21 protein-coding genes and 4 pseudogenes are annotated in these 18,013 nt (G+C 41.8%); 7 read left to right on the top strand and 18 right to left on the bottom strand.

Features of this window, described 5'->3' with window-relative positions; genetic code table 11:
- Nucleotides 1-83: 83 nt before the first annotated feature.
- The 17 genes and pseudogenes from sctT to CS369_RS03465 form a co-directional block, all read right to left on the bottom strand.
- Nucleotides 84-848 (bottom strand): annotated as a pseudogene (sctT, locus tag CS369_RS03545) (type III secretion system export apparatus subunit SctT).
- Between the two features lie 11 nt (nt 849-859).
- On the bottom strand, nt 860-1,114 hold the full coding sequence (sctS, locus tag CS369_RS03540) for a type III secretion system export apparatus subunit SctS (RefSeq protein WP_196906005.1): 255 nt from the start codon (nt 1,112-1,114) through the stop codon (nt 860-862).
- On the bottom strand, nt 1,111-1,773 hold the full coding sequence (locus tag CS369_RS03535) for an EscR/YscR/HrcR family type III secretion system export apparatus protein (RefSeq protein ID WP_196906004.1): 663 nt from the start codon (nt 1,771-1,773) through the stop codon (nt 1,111-1,113). Before CS369_RS03535 ends, sctS begins: the two co-directional genes overlap by 4 nt.
- A 108-nt stretch (nt 1,774-1,881) precedes the next feature.
- A complete protein-coding gene (locus tag CS369_RS03530) occupies nt 1,882-2,211 on the bottom strand; it encodes a FliM/FliN family flagellar motor switch protein (RefSeq protein WP_196906003.1) in 330 nt (109 codons plus the stop codon).
- Between the two features lie 48 nt (nt 2,212-2,259).
- Nucleotides 2,260-2,673 (bottom strand): hypothetical protein, encoded by a 414-nt coding sequence (locus CS369_RS03525; protein ID WP_196906002.1) that lies wholly within the window; start codon nt 2,671-2,673, stop codon nt 2,260-2,262.
- Nucleotides 2,674-2,774: 101 nt separating this feature from the next.
- Nucleotides 2,775-2,933, bottom strand: coding sequence for a hypothetical protein (locus CS369_RS03520; RefSeq protein ID WP_196906001.1), 159 nt, complete (start codon nt 2,931-2,933; stop codon nt 2,775-2,777).
- 64 nt (nt 2,934-2,997) lie between these two features.
- Nucleotides 2,998-3,177 carry a hypothetical protein gene (locus tag CS369_RS03515; RefSeq protein WP_196906000.1) on the bottom strand — a complete coding sequence of 60 codons (180 nt, stop codon included), beginning with the start codon at nt 3,175-3,177 and terminating at the stop codon, nt 2,998-3,000.
- A 119-nt stretch (nt 3,178-3,296) separates the two neighbouring features.
- A complete protein-coding gene (locus tag CS369_RS03510; protein WP_196905999.1) occupies nt 3,297-3,578 on the bottom strand; it encodes a hypothetical protein in 282 nt (93 codons plus the stop codon).
- Nucleotides 3,559-3,789 (bottom strand): hypothetical protein, encoded by a 231-nt coding sequence (locus tag CS369_RS03505; RefSeq protein WP_196905998.1) that lies wholly within the window; start codon nt 3,787-3,789, stop codon nt 3,559-3,561. Before CS369_RS03505 ends, CS369_RS03510 begins: the two co-directional genes overlap by 20 nt.
- A gap of 83 nt (nt 3,790-3,872) precedes the next feature.
- Nucleotides 3,873-4,019, bottom strand: a complete 147-nt coding sequence (locus CS369_RS03500) for a hypothetical protein (protein WP_196905997.1) — start codon at nt 4,017-4,019, stop codon at nt 3,873-3,875.
- Nucleotides 4,003-5,298 (bottom strand): annotated as a pseudogene (gene sctN, locus CS369_RS03495) (type III secretion system ATPase SctN). The gene CS369_RS03500 and the pseudogene sctN overlap by 17 nt, the downstream one beginning before the upstream one ends.
- 16 nt (nt 5,299-5,314) lie before the next feature.
- The gene (locus CS369_RS03490) at nt 5,315-5,617 is read right to left on the bottom strand and encodes a hypothetical protein (RefSeq protein WP_244664752.1); all 303 of its coding nucleotides are present in this window, start codon (nt 5,615-5,617) and stop codon (nt 5,315-5,317) included.
- A gap of 116 nt (nt 5,618-5,733) precedes the next feature.
- Nucleotides 5,734-7,785 (bottom strand): annotated as a pseudogene (locus CS369_RS03485) (EscV/YscV/HrcV family type III secretion system export apparatus protein).
- A 328-nt stretch (nt 7,786-8,113) separates the two neighbouring features.
- On the bottom strand, nt 8,114-8,950 hold the full coding sequence (locus tag CS369_RS03480; protein WP_196905996.1) for an HrpJ domain-containing protein: 837 nt from the start codon (nt 8,948-8,950) through the stop codon (nt 8,114-8,116).
- Nucleotides 8,951-10,725 (bottom strand): annotated as a pseudogene (gene sctC, locus CS369_RS03475) (type III secretion system outer membrane ring subunit SctC).
- Complete coding sequence (locus tag CS369_RS25025) at nt 10,718-10,891, bottom strand: helix-turn-helix domain-containing protein (protein WP_374191026.1); 174 nt, start codon at nt 10,889-10,891, stop codon at nt 10,718-10,720. The pseudogene sctC and the gene CS369_RS25025 overlap by 8 nt, the downstream one beginning before the upstream one ends.
- 6 nt (nt 10,892-10,897) lie before the next feature.
- Nucleotides 10,898-11,638: a hypothetical protein gene (locus CS369_RS03465; protein WP_196905994.1), complete on the bottom strand. Its 741-nt coding sequence runs from the start codon at nt 11,636-11,638 to the stop codon at nt 10,898-10,900.
- 768 nt (nt 11,639-12,406) lie between these two features.
- Here CS369_RS03465 and CS369_RS03460 point away from each other — a divergent pair.
- The 7 genes from CS369_RS03460 (at nt 12,407) to CS369_RS03425 (ending at nt 15,886) form a co-directional block, all read left to right on the top strand.
- Nucleotides 12,407-12,649 carry a hypothetical protein gene (locus CS369_RS03460; RefSeq protein ID WP_196905993.1) on the top strand — a complete coding sequence of 81 codons (243 nt, stop codon included), beginning with the start codon at nt 12,407-12,409 and terminating at the stop codon, nt 12,647-12,649.
- 390 nt (nt 12,650-13,039) lie between these two features.
- Complete coding sequence (locus CS369_RS03450) at nt 13,040-13,414, top strand: PrgH/EprH family type III secretion apparatus protein (protein ID WP_196905992.1); 375 nt, start codon at nt 13,040-13,042, stop codon at nt 13,412-13,414.
- Nucleotides 13,415-13,476: 62 nt separating this feature from the next.
- The gene (sctF, locus tag CS369_RS03445; protein WP_196905991.1) at nt 13,477-13,734 is read left to right on the top strand and encodes a type III secretion system needle filament subunit SctF; all 258 of its coding nucleotides are present in this window, start codon (nt 13,477-13,479) and stop codon (nt 13,732-13,734) included.
- Between the two features lie 45 nt (nt 13,735-13,779).
- Nucleotides 13,780-14,103: a type III secretion system inner rod subunit SctI gene (gene sctI, locus CS369_RS03440; RefSeq protein WP_196905990.1), complete on the top strand. Its 324-nt coding sequence runs from the start codon at nt 13,780-13,782 to the stop codon at nt 14,101-14,103.
- Nucleotides 14,104-14,315: 212 nt separating this feature from the next.
- On the top strand, nt 14,316-14,753 hold the full coding sequence (locus CS369_RS03435) for a hypothetical protein (RefSeq protein WP_374191025.1): 438 nt from the start codon (nt 14,316-14,318) through the stop codon (nt 14,751-14,753).
- 115 nt (nt 14,754-14,868) lie between these two features.
- On the top strand, nt 14,869-15,438 hold the full coding sequence (locus CS369_RS03430; protein ID WP_196905989.1) for an oxidoreductase: 570 nt from the start codon (nt 14,869-14,871) through the stop codon (nt 15,436-15,438).
- A 199-nt stretch (nt 15,439-15,637) separates the two neighbouring features.
- Nucleotides 15,638-15,886: a hypothetical protein gene (locus CS369_RS03425; RefSeq protein ID WP_196905988.1), complete on the top strand. Its 249-nt coding sequence runs from the start codon at nt 15,638-15,640 to the stop codon at nt 15,884-15,886.
- 888 nt (nt 15,887-16,774) lie between these two features.
- Here CS369_RS03425 and CS369_RS03420 read toward each other — a convergent pair.
- Nucleotides 16,775-17,353 (bottom strand): winged helix-turn-helix domain-containing protein, encoded by a 579-nt coding sequence (locus tag CS369_RS03420; RefSeq protein ID WP_244664751.1) that lies wholly within the window; start codon nt 17,351-17,353, stop codon nt 16,775-16,777.
- Nucleotides 17,354-18,013: the final 660 nt, after the last annotated feature.

Here is an 18,013-nt window from a genome sequence, read left to right as displayed (position 1 = left end):
GGCTGATGGCTGAAAACCCGGAAATCTCAAAAAGTGCGTGGAACTAAAACCGGTGTGCTTACAATATCGCTTTCTCCATCACGTCAAATAAAAAAGCGTTGAAACGCTTGTAAAGATAAAAGAGGTAATAATTTTTCAGTAAATGAATGGAAGCCATAGAGCAAAAAGACAGAAAAAGCGATGACGCTTTTGATGGTCAGTGATAGTGAAAATGGATTAAGCTGCGGGCAATAACGTGAAAAAACACCTAACAATACTTCTGACAACATAATGACAATGAGTACCGGTGCTGCCAGCATGATGCTACCTTGCATTAACATCAACAATAACTGCCCGGTTTCGTTAATGCTCATCTCACTCAACTCACTTCCTTTGGGCAATACCCGGTAACTTGCTGCCAATACGTCAACCAGCAAACGCATACCGCCCTGGGCAAAAAACATCGCACCAAAAGCAAAATTGAAAAAGCCAGAGAGAATGGAACCTTGAACACCGTGCACTGGATCGATGCTATCACTTATCGTCGTGCCACGTTGGTTATCGATAAGCTCCCCCAGCGCTATCACTATCCAAAAAGGCAAGCAAAGCGTTACTGCCAAAACCAGGCCAACGACAAGTTCTTTTACCAGGACTATTCAGCTCCCCAGATCAGTAACGGGACTCGCCTCAACGCATGGCCATAAGCCAATAATCACAAGAAATATCGCTGTGTTCTTTACGATAAGATTTGCCAATATCCGCTCCCCTAAAACGGGCAACATATAAACAACAATAGACATGCGAGCATAGGCAAGCATTAAAATCATGACATTATGTTGAAAATACAGATAAAGATTAGTGAACAACATGATTTTATTTCTCACTGAAAAGCCATTGAAAACACCTGGTATGAGAAATAGAGCATCTCCGCTGAAAACCAATCAATCAGCATGAACAAACTGGCAAATACGGCCAATAACTTCACCCCTAAAGGTAACGTTTGCTCCTGTATTTGCATTACTGTTTGAAATAAACCAACAACAATCCCGACTACTGTTGCAAAAGCAATAGGAACAGCCCTTAACTTAAGCACCAACAATAATGCATTATTACCAATAAAGAGGATGTTATTCATGATGTCATGAGTTCTGTATATTGGGTAATCAACCCCTTGGTTAACAGGCTCCAGCCATTCATCGCGACGAATAAAATCAACTTGATCGGGATAGAGATCGTGATGGGGCTCATCATCCCAAGCGCTAACAGAATACTGGAAACCACCATATCAATAACAACAAAGGGCACGTAGAGATAAAATGCAATTTTGAAAGCACTTTGAATTTCACTCAATGCGTAGGCTGGCACCAGCGTCATCAACGGCAATGACTGCACTTCATGCTCTTCCAATTGATGGGCGTTATCTTTGTTACCCTGCTGGATATTGTAGAAAAAATAAATAAGATCGCGGTCAGAATAATGCACCAGATAGTTTCTGTAGCCGCCTAACCCTTTATCCATAAACAAACTGACTGACTGTGTATCATTGAAATTGATATTATTTTGTTCAACAAACTTAAGCATGTTCTGGGTTATTGGCATCATAACAAAGGCGGTCATGATCAATGCTATACCATTCAGTGTTAACGTTGAGGGCACTTGCTGAATCCCCAACGCGTTACGAACCATGATAAGTACGATAGAGAATTTTATAAAACAGGTTCCACCGGCAATAATAAAAGGTAACAATGTAAATAACGAGAGCAGTATAATTAATGAAACGTCATTACTCAGCATATATTGCGTCCGATTTCCCTTTTAGCGCGCCGTTCATACTGTTTACCTCTATAGCCAATGAGCCGTCATTCAGTACAACTAACTCACCGCACGCAAATAGCTTGCGATTCAGATAAATTCTGATTTTTTTTCCGCATTGCTATTTAACGGCAACTGCGCACCTGGCTGTAAATTATCCAATTCGCCGACCGTGAGCGATACACTATTTAATACAAACTCAATATTGATAGGCAAATTCATCCATTCAAATGTTATTTCATCTTCTTCTCGTAGCGCATCGTCTGAATCTGCAATGTAAAATTCCTCCACAAAAACCTCCAGGTCCTGAGTTAAACAAAAATGTGCAATTGGACAATGCTCAATAAGCAGTATGGGAACGTAGTGTTCAATACGCATTACGTCGCCTTTGGTCATCGTCACCAGTTGCGCCAGTGGCAAGCGAGTACTGCCCAACATATAGCGCAGAGTAAAGGGAAGATGCTCAAGTCAAGGGCGGGAAATCAATAACGTCTGATCTTGGTTCTCCGGCCAGTCACAGCACAACAATGAACAGGGACTGGCAGGTACACGCGCAAGAGAGTCTGGCAACGATTTTGCTGGAATAGCGACCTGTTGAATTACCCACCGTTTATTTGCCACCCACCAATCAGGCTGGTGATGGCACAGCCAACGAGAAAGATAGCCAAGCGGCACTTGTTCCCACGCAATACCAGGCAGTTCACATCCGCTTGCCGCAGCCCACTCATCGGCATCAACCCATGCCTGAGCACAATTCTGTTCCTCATCCTTCAGATCGAGGCTGAGGTAACGACGCGAAGGGCTGGGTAGCGCAATTTCACGGCCCGGAACAGGCAGGGCGGTTTCCCCGGTAACATTGACCAGACGGGGACTTCGACGCAACCGCTCCCGCACATTCATTATTGTTCCTCTTTTTGTTCTCTCTGCTGCTGCCCTTGCTGCTGTTCATCTCCCGCGCTATCGGGAAGTAGTATGTACGGTGTCTACTTTGGCCAATGATCAAGTTGCCGGGCTAACGCATCGGAAGCGCGTACATCGGACGGTTGCAGAACCATTGCACTTTCAAACAGGCTGTCACGCTGTAGCGACACCTTGACGGAGTGTTCGCCAAACCAACGCTGGAATGGGTAACTGATCCGCATCGTTTGATCGTCTCGAGAGTCGCCAAGGCGCAGCGCATTCAACCTTTCTCGCTGTGTAATCGTCCTAAAGGGTGTGCTCATTCCGCTGTGAATGTTGCACATTGGCTTGGGTATTGACTGGCGAACGGAACGCGCCGTATTGTCCTCTGGTGTCATGTGCAGGGCCAACAATAGGCACAGATTCCGCCAGGGGTTGCACATCGACGGCAGAGGATGTGTCAAATACCGTGACAGGATCAGTCATATCAGACACCTTGCTGCCCCGTTGCTCAACGTAGGGAATGATGCCGAATTGCCCCGTTGCTTGTAATGTCGTGTTATTGACCGCGACGGGTCCCCCATCATGTGCTGTAGCGTGATACGCTACAGGGGGGAGACAGGCAAATCACGCCGATGCATTTCCTGTTCGTGTAACACACTTTTTTTGCCCTTTTCTTGCACTGTCGCGCCGCTCTGCTTCAAACTCAACGGCTTGTCATACAGAATTTCAGTGTAATAATGAAAATACATAATCGTCTCTGAATGTTGTGTTGCCTTGTTTTTCTTTTTCTCCGCTATTTTCTCTAGGGATATTTCACTTTCGGAGTCAGTTTCCGATGAAGTTTGGGTTTTTATTGATGTTTCTTCACCCGTTTTTATCTCCATAACTTACTCTCTCCTCAATATCATTTTCAGTATTGGTATCTGCACGTTGAAGTTGATTACGCTGCACACATTGAAGATAGCGTGCAATATTTCGGTGTCTTTTTTCATACCCCATTATCATGCTTTGACATTGTTCAATTTTTTGTTTCTCGATATCAGCATCGCTCTGCAAATCAATAATGCGCTGTGCAATATCTTGCTGTCTGCTCATCAATACCCCCTACTGCCGGATACGTTGATATATTTCACTGCGACTAAGCACCCCTGGCGACATCAACCGAGCAATCTTCATACTTATTGCTTCATGCTCCCTATGGCATTGGGCAATGGCGTAACAAAGTGCATCCAATGACGCTTCACTCTTTTTTTATCATGCTCGGCACGATGTTTTTTATGTTCAAGTAAAGCTAAAAAAGCATTTCCTTTACGCCAGGCATGCATAAAGTTTATCCAAACACGTTGTTATCTCGATTTTCTGCGTCATGTCCTGTTTGAGAAAATCCTCCATCAACTCCTTTTTATTCAGGGCCGTGTCGTTTTCAGCATTCTCTCCAGGCTGGTATTCACCCAAGTCCAGATACAGTTACATATCTCGTTGCCGAAAAAGCAATTCTCGAAAACGTGCAGCGGCACGCTGTTGCTCTGATTGCGTAATATGAAAAAATACGCGACTAATACTTTGTAATATATCAATCGCCGGATAATGCGTTTGAGCAGCCAACATTTTACTCAGATAAATATGGCCATCGAGAATAGAACGAACTTCATCTCCAATAACATCCGGTTCCTCTTCATTCTCAATCAATACCGTATAGAAGGCTGTTATTGAACCTTGCTGAAAACGTCCTGGCCGCTCCAACAGTTTGGGTAGTGTCTCAAACACTGAGGCGGGATAACCGCGTCGGGCCGGCATTTCACCCATGCTGAGTGCTGTATCACGCAATGCCCGCGCATAGCGGGTTATTGAATCAATAAATAGCAGGACATGCTTTCCTTTAGCGCTAAAATATTCAGCCACCCGTGTTGCTATCTGCGCGGCATAATAACATTCAATACACGATCGGTCTGATGTAGCGTAAACTAACACCATTTGCGATCTACGTGGAGATTGCTTCAACGTTTCGATAAACTCGGTAACTTCACGCCCACGCTCTACAATCAGACCAATAACATAAATATCCGCCTCAGAATGCTCAATCAACATGCTCATCAACGATATTTTGCCACAACCAGCAGAGGCGAAAATACCCATGCGTTGACTCAAACCACAAGTGAACAACCCGTCAATAGCACGAACGCCCGTCACCAGTGGCGTATCAATAGGCCTGTACTGGGTAAAATCCTTGGGTTCTCCCTGCACCGCCAGCACGTGCTTCACGCCGGAATAGCGCAACGCGTTGCTATCAAGTCGAGCGCGGACATTTCCCATCGCATCAAGCACCGCGCCAGCAACATCGTCATTTAACGCAATCTTGAACGGTTTACCCGTCGGATAGAGCACATTGCGACGAGAAAAACCCTGGTTATCATTGAGCAGGCTTAATAGTGTATATTAGTGATTAAAACCAATTACTTGTGCAAGCCCTACCCGTGTTAAATCCTGAAGGGAGCACTGTACCTCGCACACCTCGCCAATATAGGTGCCGGGTAAATAGGCCTCTATTACATTTCCCTGAATTCTTACAGGGTGAGCAAGATGGATAAAGTTTTGCGCGACCATGGGTACTCTCCCGTCATTAATTTAATGCTGTGCGATACTGCTGCAACACCGTTAAAAAGGTATCCAGCATCTCCATAAATACGGACGCTGACTCACAATGTTTTTCTTTTACCTGAGCGCGAAGATCTAAACTATTATCAATCTGATATAAACAAGGTTGCCCCGCATGAAAGACGTCTTCATTGTGAACCAATAACAATGGAAATAGATTGGCGCTGCAATAACTCAGGGTAGAAAGATTGACTTCACCTAGCTGTGCCCAAACCCAAATTTCCTCATCATTACTCTTGATATGGATAGTGGGAATATCATCCTTCATATGTAACCATATCGTAGAGTGATTATTCAGATCTTTATCAAGAACCTCTGACATCCCCCACTTTCGCTAAAATCTCGGTTAGCAACGCAACAACATCATATTGCATAATTCACCCGTTAATTTTGTAGTAAACCAATAACATCAATGTCCACGCTTTGTGAAATCTCACCGAAGGAGAGCACATCCATTTCAGGATAATGTTCTTCAACCAATTTCTTCACAAAACTCCGAATATCAAGAGACACTATTAAAATAATATCCCTGGCATTGACTCCGTTGCCATGAATACTTTTTTCTAAGCAATGAATAATTCGCTCAGTTTCTGGCGGCGGCAAATTGATAAAGGTTCCCCCGGACGTTTGTCTGATACCATTACGCACCACTGCTTCCAGGTCATGCGACATAACAAATGCACGTATTTTTCCTTCGGTTGAAAAACGGTTTGATATATAGCGAGATAACACACCACGCACATGCTCTACTAACATAATGGGATACTTTTCTTTCGGGGCCTACTGTACCAATGCCTCAAGAATTAACCTCATATTCCTGATAGAAATACGCTCTTGTAGCAAACGTTGAAAAACTTCAGTAATACGCTGAACGGTATTATTTCTGTAACACTCTTTGAGTAGCTCAGGATACTTTTTATCAAGATCGTCAAGCAGTGTTTTCCCCTCTTGGATACCGAAAAACTCGGTAATATTTCTCGCCAACAGGGTCGATGCACAGACGTAAAATTCATCCTGTGCACTGCGCGTATAAAATCCAAGACCGTGTGCTTTCTTGCATTGATCTTCCGGAAGCCAATAGGTTTTTACTTGATTAATTTCATTGACCTGAACATTGCTGTCCAGAACCTGGTACTCATCGCCGCGTAGCAAGATCTTATGCATACCGGGAAAAAATGGGAAAATGGCAGCTTCAATCTCATTAATTAAAATAATTATAGTATTGTGTGGTGTGTCTTTTTTATAGTTCATCATCACATAAGGTAAACGAACACCGTACTCAATAAAAAAGTGACGTTTTAAATATGATGAAAAACCATATTGGTCTACTATTTTCTCATGTCCAGAAAATACGGTAACGATTAAAGGAATGGTTTTTGGGATAAACTTACCGTCGATCACAACAGGTTTCCTCTTATCTTCAACGTCGTTCTCTTTCTGATCTGAACGTGATGCCATCGCTCCTTGTTGTTTCTCTTCCCGCTGGTGTTTGATATAGAGCCCAAACAGCAGTGCGGCCAACAACAGAAATATTGCTAATGGAAAACCGGGCAACAGACCAAGTGCAATGGCAAGAACGCCGGTAACCACTAGTATAAATTTATTGGAAAACATGTCCTGGATGATTTTAGAACCCAGATTATTATCTTCGCTGTTATTTACACGCGTAACAATCAAACCACCGCTAATGGAAATGAGGAGTGCGGGTATCTGTGCTACCAACGCATCACCTATCGTCAACAGCGTATAGACTGAAAGCGCTGCCGACATACTCATTCCATGTTGCATCATCCTAACCGAAATGCCGCCCAGCAGGTTAACAAATATGATGACGATCCCTGCGATTGCATCACCTTTTATAAATTTCATCGCACCATTCAGTGCGCCGTAAAGTTGACTTTCGGCCTCCAATAACGCTCGCCGCTGCCTTACTTCATTTTCGTCAATCACTCCGGCTTTGAGATCGGCATCGATGCTCATTTGTTTTCCAGGCATGGCATCAAGAGAAAAACGCGCTGCCACCTCAGCGATACGTTCAAAACCTTTAGTAATAACAATAAACTGGACGATAGTGACGATAAAGAAAATCACAAAACCGACAATGAGGTTGTCGGCAATCACAAATTCCCCGAAACTGGCAATAATGTCCCCAGCATCGGCATCCATCAACACTAAACGACTCGTACTGATAGATATCGCTAATCGAAAAATAGTACTGATTAATAAAATGGCAGGAAACGATGAAAAATCGAGAATCCTATTAATGTAAAACGATCCTAAAAATATCATCAATGCCATTGTTAAATTAAAACCAATAAGAAAATCGACCACATACGTAGGCAAAGGAATAATTAGCATCACGACGACAATAATCATTATCACTAAGATAATGAATTCAGGGCGGTTTCTAATTTGTAGAATAAAATTATGTAGCATCATATTTCAATGTCATGTCTATATCAAAGTAGTTATGCTTTACATCAGGTGTAGTAATCAGACCATGGACCTTTTCGGCGCTCTTTATCATGAAAAGATGTAAGCAGCGAAGAAATAAAATTCAATAGGTATTGCCGACACTCCGGGTCAATGTACATTCTTTCTGGCGTTTTATTATACACCCCTTTTAATAGCTGAATCACCGTTGCACGTTGCGTTAACAGTAAACGCCGCATAAAATCATGATTAAAATTATAAAGTAAACTTTCAAATTGATGACTTGCGACAATTCAATTAAGGTAAAGTATGACTATATCACTTTCATCTATTATTTTATTTCATTTTTTAAACTCTCAAGAAACGACAGCTTAGAAAATCGTTCATTCAACAGTAAATCCAAAGTATGAATAGTTCTGGCATCAGATAACCGATCGCTTAACGGACCAAATTCATCGAAATGGATACCTGGCTCATTTGATTTCATATCGGCAATAAGCGCATTCATGGTAAAAGCTAATAAACGCTGCCGGTTATGACATCCGTATTTTTCTATCCAATCCTGATAAATAAAGCTGCCTGGCATGTCTAATCCTAAAAAACGCAAGTAACAGTCACGTAAATCCTCAGCAGATAAGCTCTCTTGACCTTCCATGCTGCTAAAACGCTTTGCAAGACAGCCAATATTTATGCCGGAACGCATTTTCGGGCAATCTGAGAACTTTTCGAGCTCGGCCATCGCCTCTTTTATTCTCTTCTTTTGTAACGCAGAAAGTTGACGATTAAGCATCAGCTCACGCAATGCCAGCATGAGGTCACTGTCATTAGGGAAGAGACTTCTGCCATATTTTAACAGCCCATCCTTGTTCAAGGACAATCTGGACACTTGCTTAATCAAGGCATCATGCTTTTCGTCAGCCTTCTCTTCCAACATGGAAGAAAGAAAGTCGTTCTCAATATTGTCGTTCCTGCGGCCCATTCCGCTAAAACGCCCAAATGTACTCAGTACATCAGCAAATTCTTCGGCCGCATTACTGATCTGCTCTTGCAGATTCTTTACTGGCTGATGTTCACTATCCTCACTGGTGGCAGGCACCGTTGACCTGTTGTCTTTCTCCCGAAAATCCATTCGCAGGAGGCTTGCTCGCCCAAGCGGAGGTATCGCCATCTACATGCCTTGCCGTTTGTTCATAAATTGCCGCAACATGGTGACCGTTGATTGCAATGTTGCTGTATCCTCACCAGCAAGATTTCGACCCAGTACCGGGTTATGCTCCCAGCGCCCTTGCCAGGTTTCGCCATAAGCTAATAAGCGAGGCTGAATAAGAAAAAGCCGTACCATTTTTCTATGGCTGGTATAGGTGTAATCAAATAGCTTTCCCACTAGTGGGATATCTTTTAGCAATGGAATACCAGCACCTCGCAACTCATCCTGCTCGCGACTGTAACCACCAATCAACAAGCTGTAGCCCATCGGGACACGGGCTGTGGTGCTGATTTGTGTATTGTTCACAACGGGCAACGCGCCAATACTCTTCATGACTCCATTAGACAGCGGTATTTTTCCATCTTGGATATTGAGTATCATCTCAATTTCCTGACTTTGTTTTCCTAAACGAGGAATAACACTGATCATCGTGCCAAATGTCACTTTCTCTAATGATGAATAACGTTCTCCCAATAACCGAGTGTAGAAACTGCTATTATTATCAAACAACGCAGGGACATTTTCCTGGGTAAGAAGCTTTGGCCGGGAAACGACTTGTGCATTTCCCTTCTCAACCAAAAATTCATACTGCTTGCCGGATTCAATGAGCTTGTTGCGCCATTAAAATCAATACCAACATTTCCTATACTTGCCTGACCTTGCCAAACAATCCCTAAGGTTTCTACATCATTTTTCGAGATGTCGATAATCCATAGAGAGAGTTGGATTTGCTGTTTGGCAATATCTATAGCACGAATAAGATCGTCCACAAAAGCGACCTGTTTTTCACTCCCCTGGATAAGTAAGCTATTGGTATCGGTATCGGTATACGCCACAATATTTATTGTATTACCCGCCACGCCGCTGTAGACATCATCCTGACGGGGACGCTGGCTATAACTCCCTTCTGATAGCGGGAGCAGATTTCTCATTTGGCGAACATATCCCCCATCTTGGGTATAGCGCATATCATTTTCAACGGCATCTGGTTCACCGGATAGGGTTATATTCGCACCACTATAATTCCGTCTGTTGTTAAGCAATTGATTGAGTACTGTAGCCACACCAGGAATAGTTATTGGTGTATCCCGCAGTGAAAATTCCCTATCGTTAACAAAGGTATTTTTCAACTTGATTACCTTGATAACATTCTCTCCTGCACCTGGCTGAGAGTAAGTACTATCAATATACTTTGCTGCTGCAGCTACGAGATCAACATAAACGGGCGGCCCCGACAAATAAAACGAACCAGAACCACTGTGAGATCGAGGTGGAAAACGATCGTCATATAATCTCGTCGATTGTAAGTAGGCCTCAAGACGATTGAATGAAGCATAGGCCAGCTTAATGACACGACTCCGCATCTAATTGACATCGTAAACATAAATCGAACTGCCATCATCATACCAGATTAAGGCTATCCGACTTGATAACACATTCAATAATTGACGTGGGTTAGTCAAATCAAAATTACCTGAAATGCGTTTTTTAGCAGCTTCTGTGCTGACAATAACAGGTTTTTTTAATACTCCACCAAGCACATAAAAAAGTTGCTGCACACTATTATTATTAGCAACATAAGTCGTAGTGCTATCAGCTGAAAAAGCGTCCCTGCTGTTTATTGTATCATGTGGTGTCATGCTCTCTATCGGTAACGCACCAGATACAGGAAAAACCATGCTGATTCCTATAACAACCCCTAGTAGATAAAAATCCATTTTACCTATTCTATTCATTCAGAAAGCCTTCCAAATTCTTGAACTCCCGTGGAGTTATACCAAAAAGCGTTTTTATTTCCGTGGAGAAATGGTACGACGATGCATAACCGTTATTCCAAGCCACGGTCGCAATCGACTCATCATTATCAATCAGTTGCAACGCACTGTATACAGCCCGCCACATTCTGAGCTATTTTTTCGGTCCACAGGTAAACGCGTTATAACAAAGCTTTCTGAAATAAGATTCTGAGACACCACATTCTTTACAGGAATTATACAACTTATGTGACTTCATGCTTTTACTGTTATCAAGAACCTTATCTAGCAAAAACTGTGCAACCCAATAGCACTCAATACCGCGAATGAAATGGCATAGTTTATTGATAACATCCGTGTCGCTGATAAAGTCACGACAAAAAACCAAATCCATAAAACTCATTTGTGCGTTATCAATGACCGCACAGAAGATTTTTTCCTTTTCGAAGAGGATTTTATGTTGTAAAGGCGCAGCATGTGCCCCCCATAGTCGAGAGGACTCTTTAAATCTATATTCAGTGAAAGCTAAAAAGGTCGCCAACTGGGTAATCAACGATCGTCCTACCAGCCATTTGCCATGAAGCGATAACTCAATAGCACTATTTGACACCAATACCGCAGATTGATCTCCCGTAAAGGTGACTCGTTCCCGACTATTCATTATTGAAAAGGTGAATGTCGACTCTGAGGTTAATGGCCTGATAAAGAATAATGAGTCATTAATCCTAAAAATCTCATCCGTGATGACTGAATCCTCAACCATTGCATTATAACCAGGGGTGTATTTACAATTTTGAAAGCTTGTATTAGTGGCAATACTCTTATTCTGAAGCTCTCTAGACATAGTGACCTCTGTATAATTCGCATGACATTTATAGAAAATTGCGTCAGCCATACTGAACTGCGCAACTCATGCGCTCTAGAATAATAGCGAGCCCACGATAGTTATCGGTGCGGTGTGTAGGGCCAGAATATTCACTTAAAAACTAGAGGTCAAGACACATAAAAAAAATGTAAAAATAAATTAATCAAGATATTATATATATCATGGAAATATCATAATTATATTTAACCAAGCCACCAGAGAATACACGTTAACATTAGAATCACGAGATGTTATTTTTTTATCAAACACAAGAATACACATCATAAACTAATGATATTAGAAGAAAATAAATCACCTCGAGCTTCTTTGCTCAAAAAGCATAAAATAACCAAATCAACAACACAAAACATAACAAAAAAATCAATACAATATCATTGCTATATTGAATTAGGTCGCTATCATGTCCCTACATTTTTTTCACACGGTCTATACAGAACGCTATAATCATACGTTGCTAAATGATATATCTAACCGTATCAGTAAATGTGAGCATGAGTGTCATGACTCATCGAAAACCATCATTGTAATCATACATAACTTCATTATTAATTATTAAGAGTAGGGCAACATAAAGAATTGCCACTCATTTTAAAGGAACAAACTGTTTAGGGTAGCCATATGGATGATAGATACATTGATGATAATGCAGAAAATAGAGAAACCTTAACCCTAAAAATCTTTTTTGGCCCTATGTTTGGTTGTGAGTTAAACCTGCCTGCGGATAATTACTTCTTCAACATTCATCCCTAAATAAAGCAAAGTAATGCGGGTGATGATATGCATGAAGGTGTTACAAACATGGCTTCTTTTGCTTGTAAAACCTTATATATACCTTGCGAGGTCAACTCAGATAATCTTCGTATCTCTTTGAAAGATAAATTAGAAATTGATGGGAAACGTGGATATCAGGTTGATATACTGGGACCCGACAACGCACAAATAGCGCTCATCGAAGAGAATATTTTCTTTCAACACAAAAACATTCGATTGGCCCTTAAAAAACATTATGAAGAATGGTAAGATGAAATATCCAATTATAATTGGATCAAGGAAAACCAAACACCCTCTTGTTTTGAATCATTATTAGAAAAAACCATAATAAAAAAATCAAGAAGTATTCGTGTTTTTTTGTTGTGTTGGCACTATTTTTTATTTATATCGCTTGGTATAATTATTAGCAATAATTCAGTCAGGTAGCCTCACTCAATACAATCCTCGCTGGGTCACCCGCACCACTGAAGATTATTAAATCCAACAGTGAGATTTATGTTTTTGGCAAGGGATATCAAGAAATCACTTGGTTACATGATGTTCTTTACAAACTTAATGAAACCAACAAAGTCATCCCTATATGGATAGCAAAAACACGAAAGGAAGTTATAAAAAACTTGCATAACAAGGGTTTTACAGTTGGATTTGATACTGCCTGAATTTCCTCAACTGTATACTTACAGAAAACTTGATAATAAACAGGAAGCGTCATTAAAAATACAGGCACATCAGTCACTCCCATATGCAAAACGTATTGATGTTTTTTTTAAAGATAAAGAATCCCTTGTAAAGCAAGCCCAGCATGGGCTTGAGCGTATTCAGATCCTCTACCGCTGTGTTACTACAGACAGTGGCTTTGCGCTGATTATTAGGGATGACCTTAGTGATAGCACAATAAACTCACTAAATACGTTTATTACTGATTTTTACAATCAATGGGGAGATCAGATCATTATTTTCTCGATCAATATGAACGAAAACATATTGAAAGATAAGTCTTATCTTAATGCTTAGGGGATATCTTTTTATATCCCCTAAGCATTGGTATTTTCCACTAAACAAAAAGGACATAAATTATGGCTGATTACACCCCACAACATATCGACAGTATTTTTCTCGACAAAATGTCTGGCGAATTTGAAGCGGGCGCACAATCCTTAATGGAAAAACTGAACATAGCCAAAGAGGTCCTCACTGCCGATCCCTCAAACCCCTCTGTTCTGGCTAACTATCATTCTAAATTACAGGCTTACACGTTATTTAGAAATGCACAAACAAGCACGATCAAGGCCTATAAAGATATCGGCGCGGTCATTATTCAAAACTTCCGCTAATGCTGTTCTGAATGTTTTTTATATTACTCATGTTAAGGAATGTTCATGGAACTAACAAATAAAAAATTGATTGAGTTGACGCAACTTACACCGGAAAAAAATGATTGGGAAGAGACAGGCTCAACGATAGTCCACGACCAAGCATTTTCCATGCTGGTATCCACTACTTTTAAACAAATGGGTGAAACCGATGAGCAATTTAAACAAGCCATTAATGCCCTAAGCAACTCGCCAGCGTTTTCCAGCAACCCTGAGGCACTATTACAACTGCAAAGCTACCTTGGAGAATACAGTAATTACGTCTCATTAATCAGCACGCTGGCTCGTAAAGGCGTTAGCACGATAGAAACGCTGGAAAAAGCACAATGATGTTTTGGAAATGTGCCAAATTGCTGCTGGCCACACTACTCGCCATGTTACTCATGGCGTGTAATGAGAACCACTTGCTTGAAAATTTGACGCAGCAACAAGCAAATCAGGTATTGGCTGTTTTACAGCAATACGATATAGAAGCCTAAAAGCAAGGTGGTGGAAAAGGTGGCTACACGATCACCATTAACCGGGCTGAGACTACTGCGGCATTGTCGATTATCAATCTCTACCAGTTGCCATGGACAAGTGATGTACAAATCGGGCAGGCATTCCCAGAGAGCGCGCTGGTAGCGTCTCCCAATGCAGAGCAGGCCAGGGTCATATCACTACAAGAACAACGCCTCGAACAGTCATTACGTATTATTAGCCAGGTGGTAAATGCGAAAGTTCACATCAATTATCCATTTTTCAGTAAAGATGCCGCAAATCGTTTCACGTCCGATCATGTAGGAGTGATCATTATTCATAAGGGAAATATTGATGAAAGCGTGTTTATTTCTCAGGTAAAGTCACTCATAAAAAACAGTATCAGTAATATTCGCTACGAAAACATTTCTGTAGTACTTTTTGCTGTCCCCGCCATTCAATACGTTCCCCCCCCACCAAAATGCGTTCTGTCGAGTTCACGGTTTGGCAAGGTGCGCTGATACTCGTTCTACTTAGCGTGCTGATGGCAGGAATATATTTCATCGCAAAGATGATGCGCCGTTCATCCCCCCATGGTGCGGTAACAGCAATGACACATGATAAGGAGCCACCGGCATGAATATCTGCCATGAGCAGCTCTTTCGTATTTTGTACCATCCAGTCGCTTACGCCCACCTCTCTAATTTACCTGAGGCTTGGCGCACAAAAGAGCGTGCCAGTGAACCATTACTGAATTACTGGCTTTATCGGCGCTACCAGCTTACCGCCCCCTCTGAAACCAGGGATGCAGCATATACGTCGGCGGCAGTCATGATAAAGCCGTGGGATCACATGCCGGATATTGCTCATTTATTAGGTGGTTATCTTCTCAAATCATCTATGTCAGATCTCAACCAGGCGCTATTTTCCGATTCACTATTGCTGAGTTTTATTGCATTGCCACTGATCCACCATGTCGACCCCAGCCTGCTAATGCAAGGAGGGTATACGACACAGGCTTGCGGGGTGAGGTTCATATTAAATCACTGTGATCCGATTCCACAGGTTCTACAACAACGATTTATGCTGTTGTTCCCCACCGACATTGAACTCACCAAAATGAACGCGCCACGTACACCCGATCATATCAACTTATTCAATATGGCCACGCATTATGCGAACAATTTCCCTGGCAGAACTGCCTGAAGAGTGCCGCGATTCAGTACTCATTACGGCTAAAAACCGTAAATAACAATGCCGTTCCCAAAATGCCATTGAGCATACGTTACGCCGCTGCCATGAGATTCATGATGAACAAAAGTGGGCAGACGACGAGATAAAAAAACAGAAAGAGAAGGAAGGATTTTCCACAGGTTTCAAGCTGTTCTTCACCACAGTGCTTTCCATGCTGAACGACGATGAAACGCTACAGCATAAACGCTGGACAGAGCAAAGCAACCACTTGCAGAAGGCGCTGGCTCAAACACTACACGATCCGATCGTCGTTGAATACGTAGTTACACAGTTAAACGCGCATTGCCGCCATAGCGAGGCAATGACGCTTATCTTACCCGATGGTGTGGCTGTACCTGACGTATCGCCGCATTTGACGTGTTTAACCACGCATGAAGATCACATTACGCTTTCCTGCTGAAACACTTTGCCAACAATGGATGACACAGGCTGACAACGAAACGCAGACATTCACGCAGCAACTGAATGCATTAACACCAGCGACACTGCAAGAGATTATAGAAATACTGCAACAGGCAATACCCTAAATAATTCGAGTTGCAGGACAAAACGTTTACGTTTTGAACAACACTTGCGCTGGTAAGTGATTCGAGTGACAAATCTGCCGGGAGCAGATTTGAGCGCTGCTTGCAGCCACCTCGTTAACGGTGAGACCCAGCGATGAGCCGAATAACGAACACAGCTAGCTCATCTGCAACTTGGAGTATGACGGGTGTATATCAACCACTACATACACGACTAAGGATGAAGATTAATGATATCTCCCACGCATCTTGAAGGAACGAATACCGTATCAAAGCATGTCCCCAGTTCAGGCACTGATGACTTCGACGCACTGGTTTTGCGCTACCTTACTGTTAATCATCCAGAGGACAATTTACAAAGCATACTTGAAAAGCTGAAAGCCCTTGCGCCAAATTAGCCATTAACGTTAGCAGCGCTGAGTAAAGTAGTGAATGTCGCTAATGCAAAGATGCGCGAAGACCCCGCGCATGCGGAATACGCAAATACAATCCTCAGCAAAAAGGCCATGCAACTTACAGGGACTAATATTTTATACACGACGATGATAAATGAAATATTTTTCCCTACGGATGAGGAGAATACAGTTCTAGAAAAATTTTAAAATAATCATGGCGTTGCTTTAGACATGATCTGAGAGTGACCAACGCCACCTTTACAAGGTGGCAAGGAGCGCGTGTTTAGCGTTGATTCGTCCATTCCGACGACTGAACTTCACCATCATGGTCAATGACAACCGAATGCACGGAGGTCATCGAATTTTTCGTTAAATACCATACAGATAAGCCGTAATGATAAATACGACAACCAGCACGACATTCCTGAGACGCATATTTTTTTTCTTTGGCCTGACACAAGGAGAAATCGCCAATGAATTGACAGGAATGGACGTCAGATTGACCAGCGAGGTTCTGTCATAAACAAACTGCCCACACGACGTGTCGTACTGTGCCGTATAGAGTGTTTCGACTTCTGGGTGGGCGCTAAAAGCATCTTCTACCACACCAGTCTGAGGCTCATCAAAAGAAGGAGTCACCCCAAAACGGTATCCCAACTTAGGGATAGTCACGATGATTTGCTTATCTTTATCCTGCAAATTACGCCGCAGTGCGCGGATCACCTGCGCAATGCTTTGCGATGTTACGTATCCCCCTTCCCACACACATGACAGAAAATCACCCTGTGATACGGGATGAGGATATCTTTCGCAAAGCAAAGCCAACACATCGGACTCCTTTTTCCTCAATTGATATAAGGTGTCACCACAGCTTAATGTCCTGAGCTTGGGGCTAAAAATGAAGCCAAGAAAGTAGATATTGCCATCATTCATTAAGCTAATGTTCATTTGCATATCCGCCTGATATTTTATCTAACAAAGGAATCCACCATCAGGGAATTCTCACTACAAACCATAGTGGCAGTAATTATCTCTCCTCCTTAAATTTCTGCCACCAAGATACTCATCATCCATCCTTATGATAATCGACAATAAAAACGCACCTTAATTGTTTCATGCAGCAGCGAAAATATTTTATAAAAACGTGAAGTGGAAATAATAAAAACGATGTTTTTATTTTTAATACATTGTTTTTCATTAATGCATTGTTTTTTCTTAATGCAATGCATACATGATCATTGTAAATGAGAGGAATTAAAAACTGTTTAAAACTATTAATAACATTGCATCCAATCGATAAGACAAATCATATCAACATAAAAAAAGGCATTTAATAACCAAGTGTAACTATTGTTTCAAATAGGCTGCAAAAAGAAAAAATGAGCCAAAACCAGATATAAAATCGTCATTCCACTGGTGATCCCCTTCACATAGAAAAGTATGGAATAGCATGATTTTAAACATATTTAAGCAGAGAAAATGATATGTCAGTAAAAGACAATCACACCATAACGCCTTCACGAATTCCATGCGCAATCATTAAATAAAATGGTTCCAATATCAATACGGACTAATCTATTTTCCGTTATTCGACTACCATGGCAGATC

Origin of the sequence: Candidatus Symbiopectobacterium sp. 'North America' (assembly GCF_015762685.1) — a bacterium.
Taxonomy (GTDB): Bacteria; Pseudomonadota; Gammaproteobacteria; order Enterobacterales; family Enterobacteriaceae; genus Symbiopectobacterium.
This window is presented reverse-complemented; position numbering and strand designations above follow the sequence as displayed.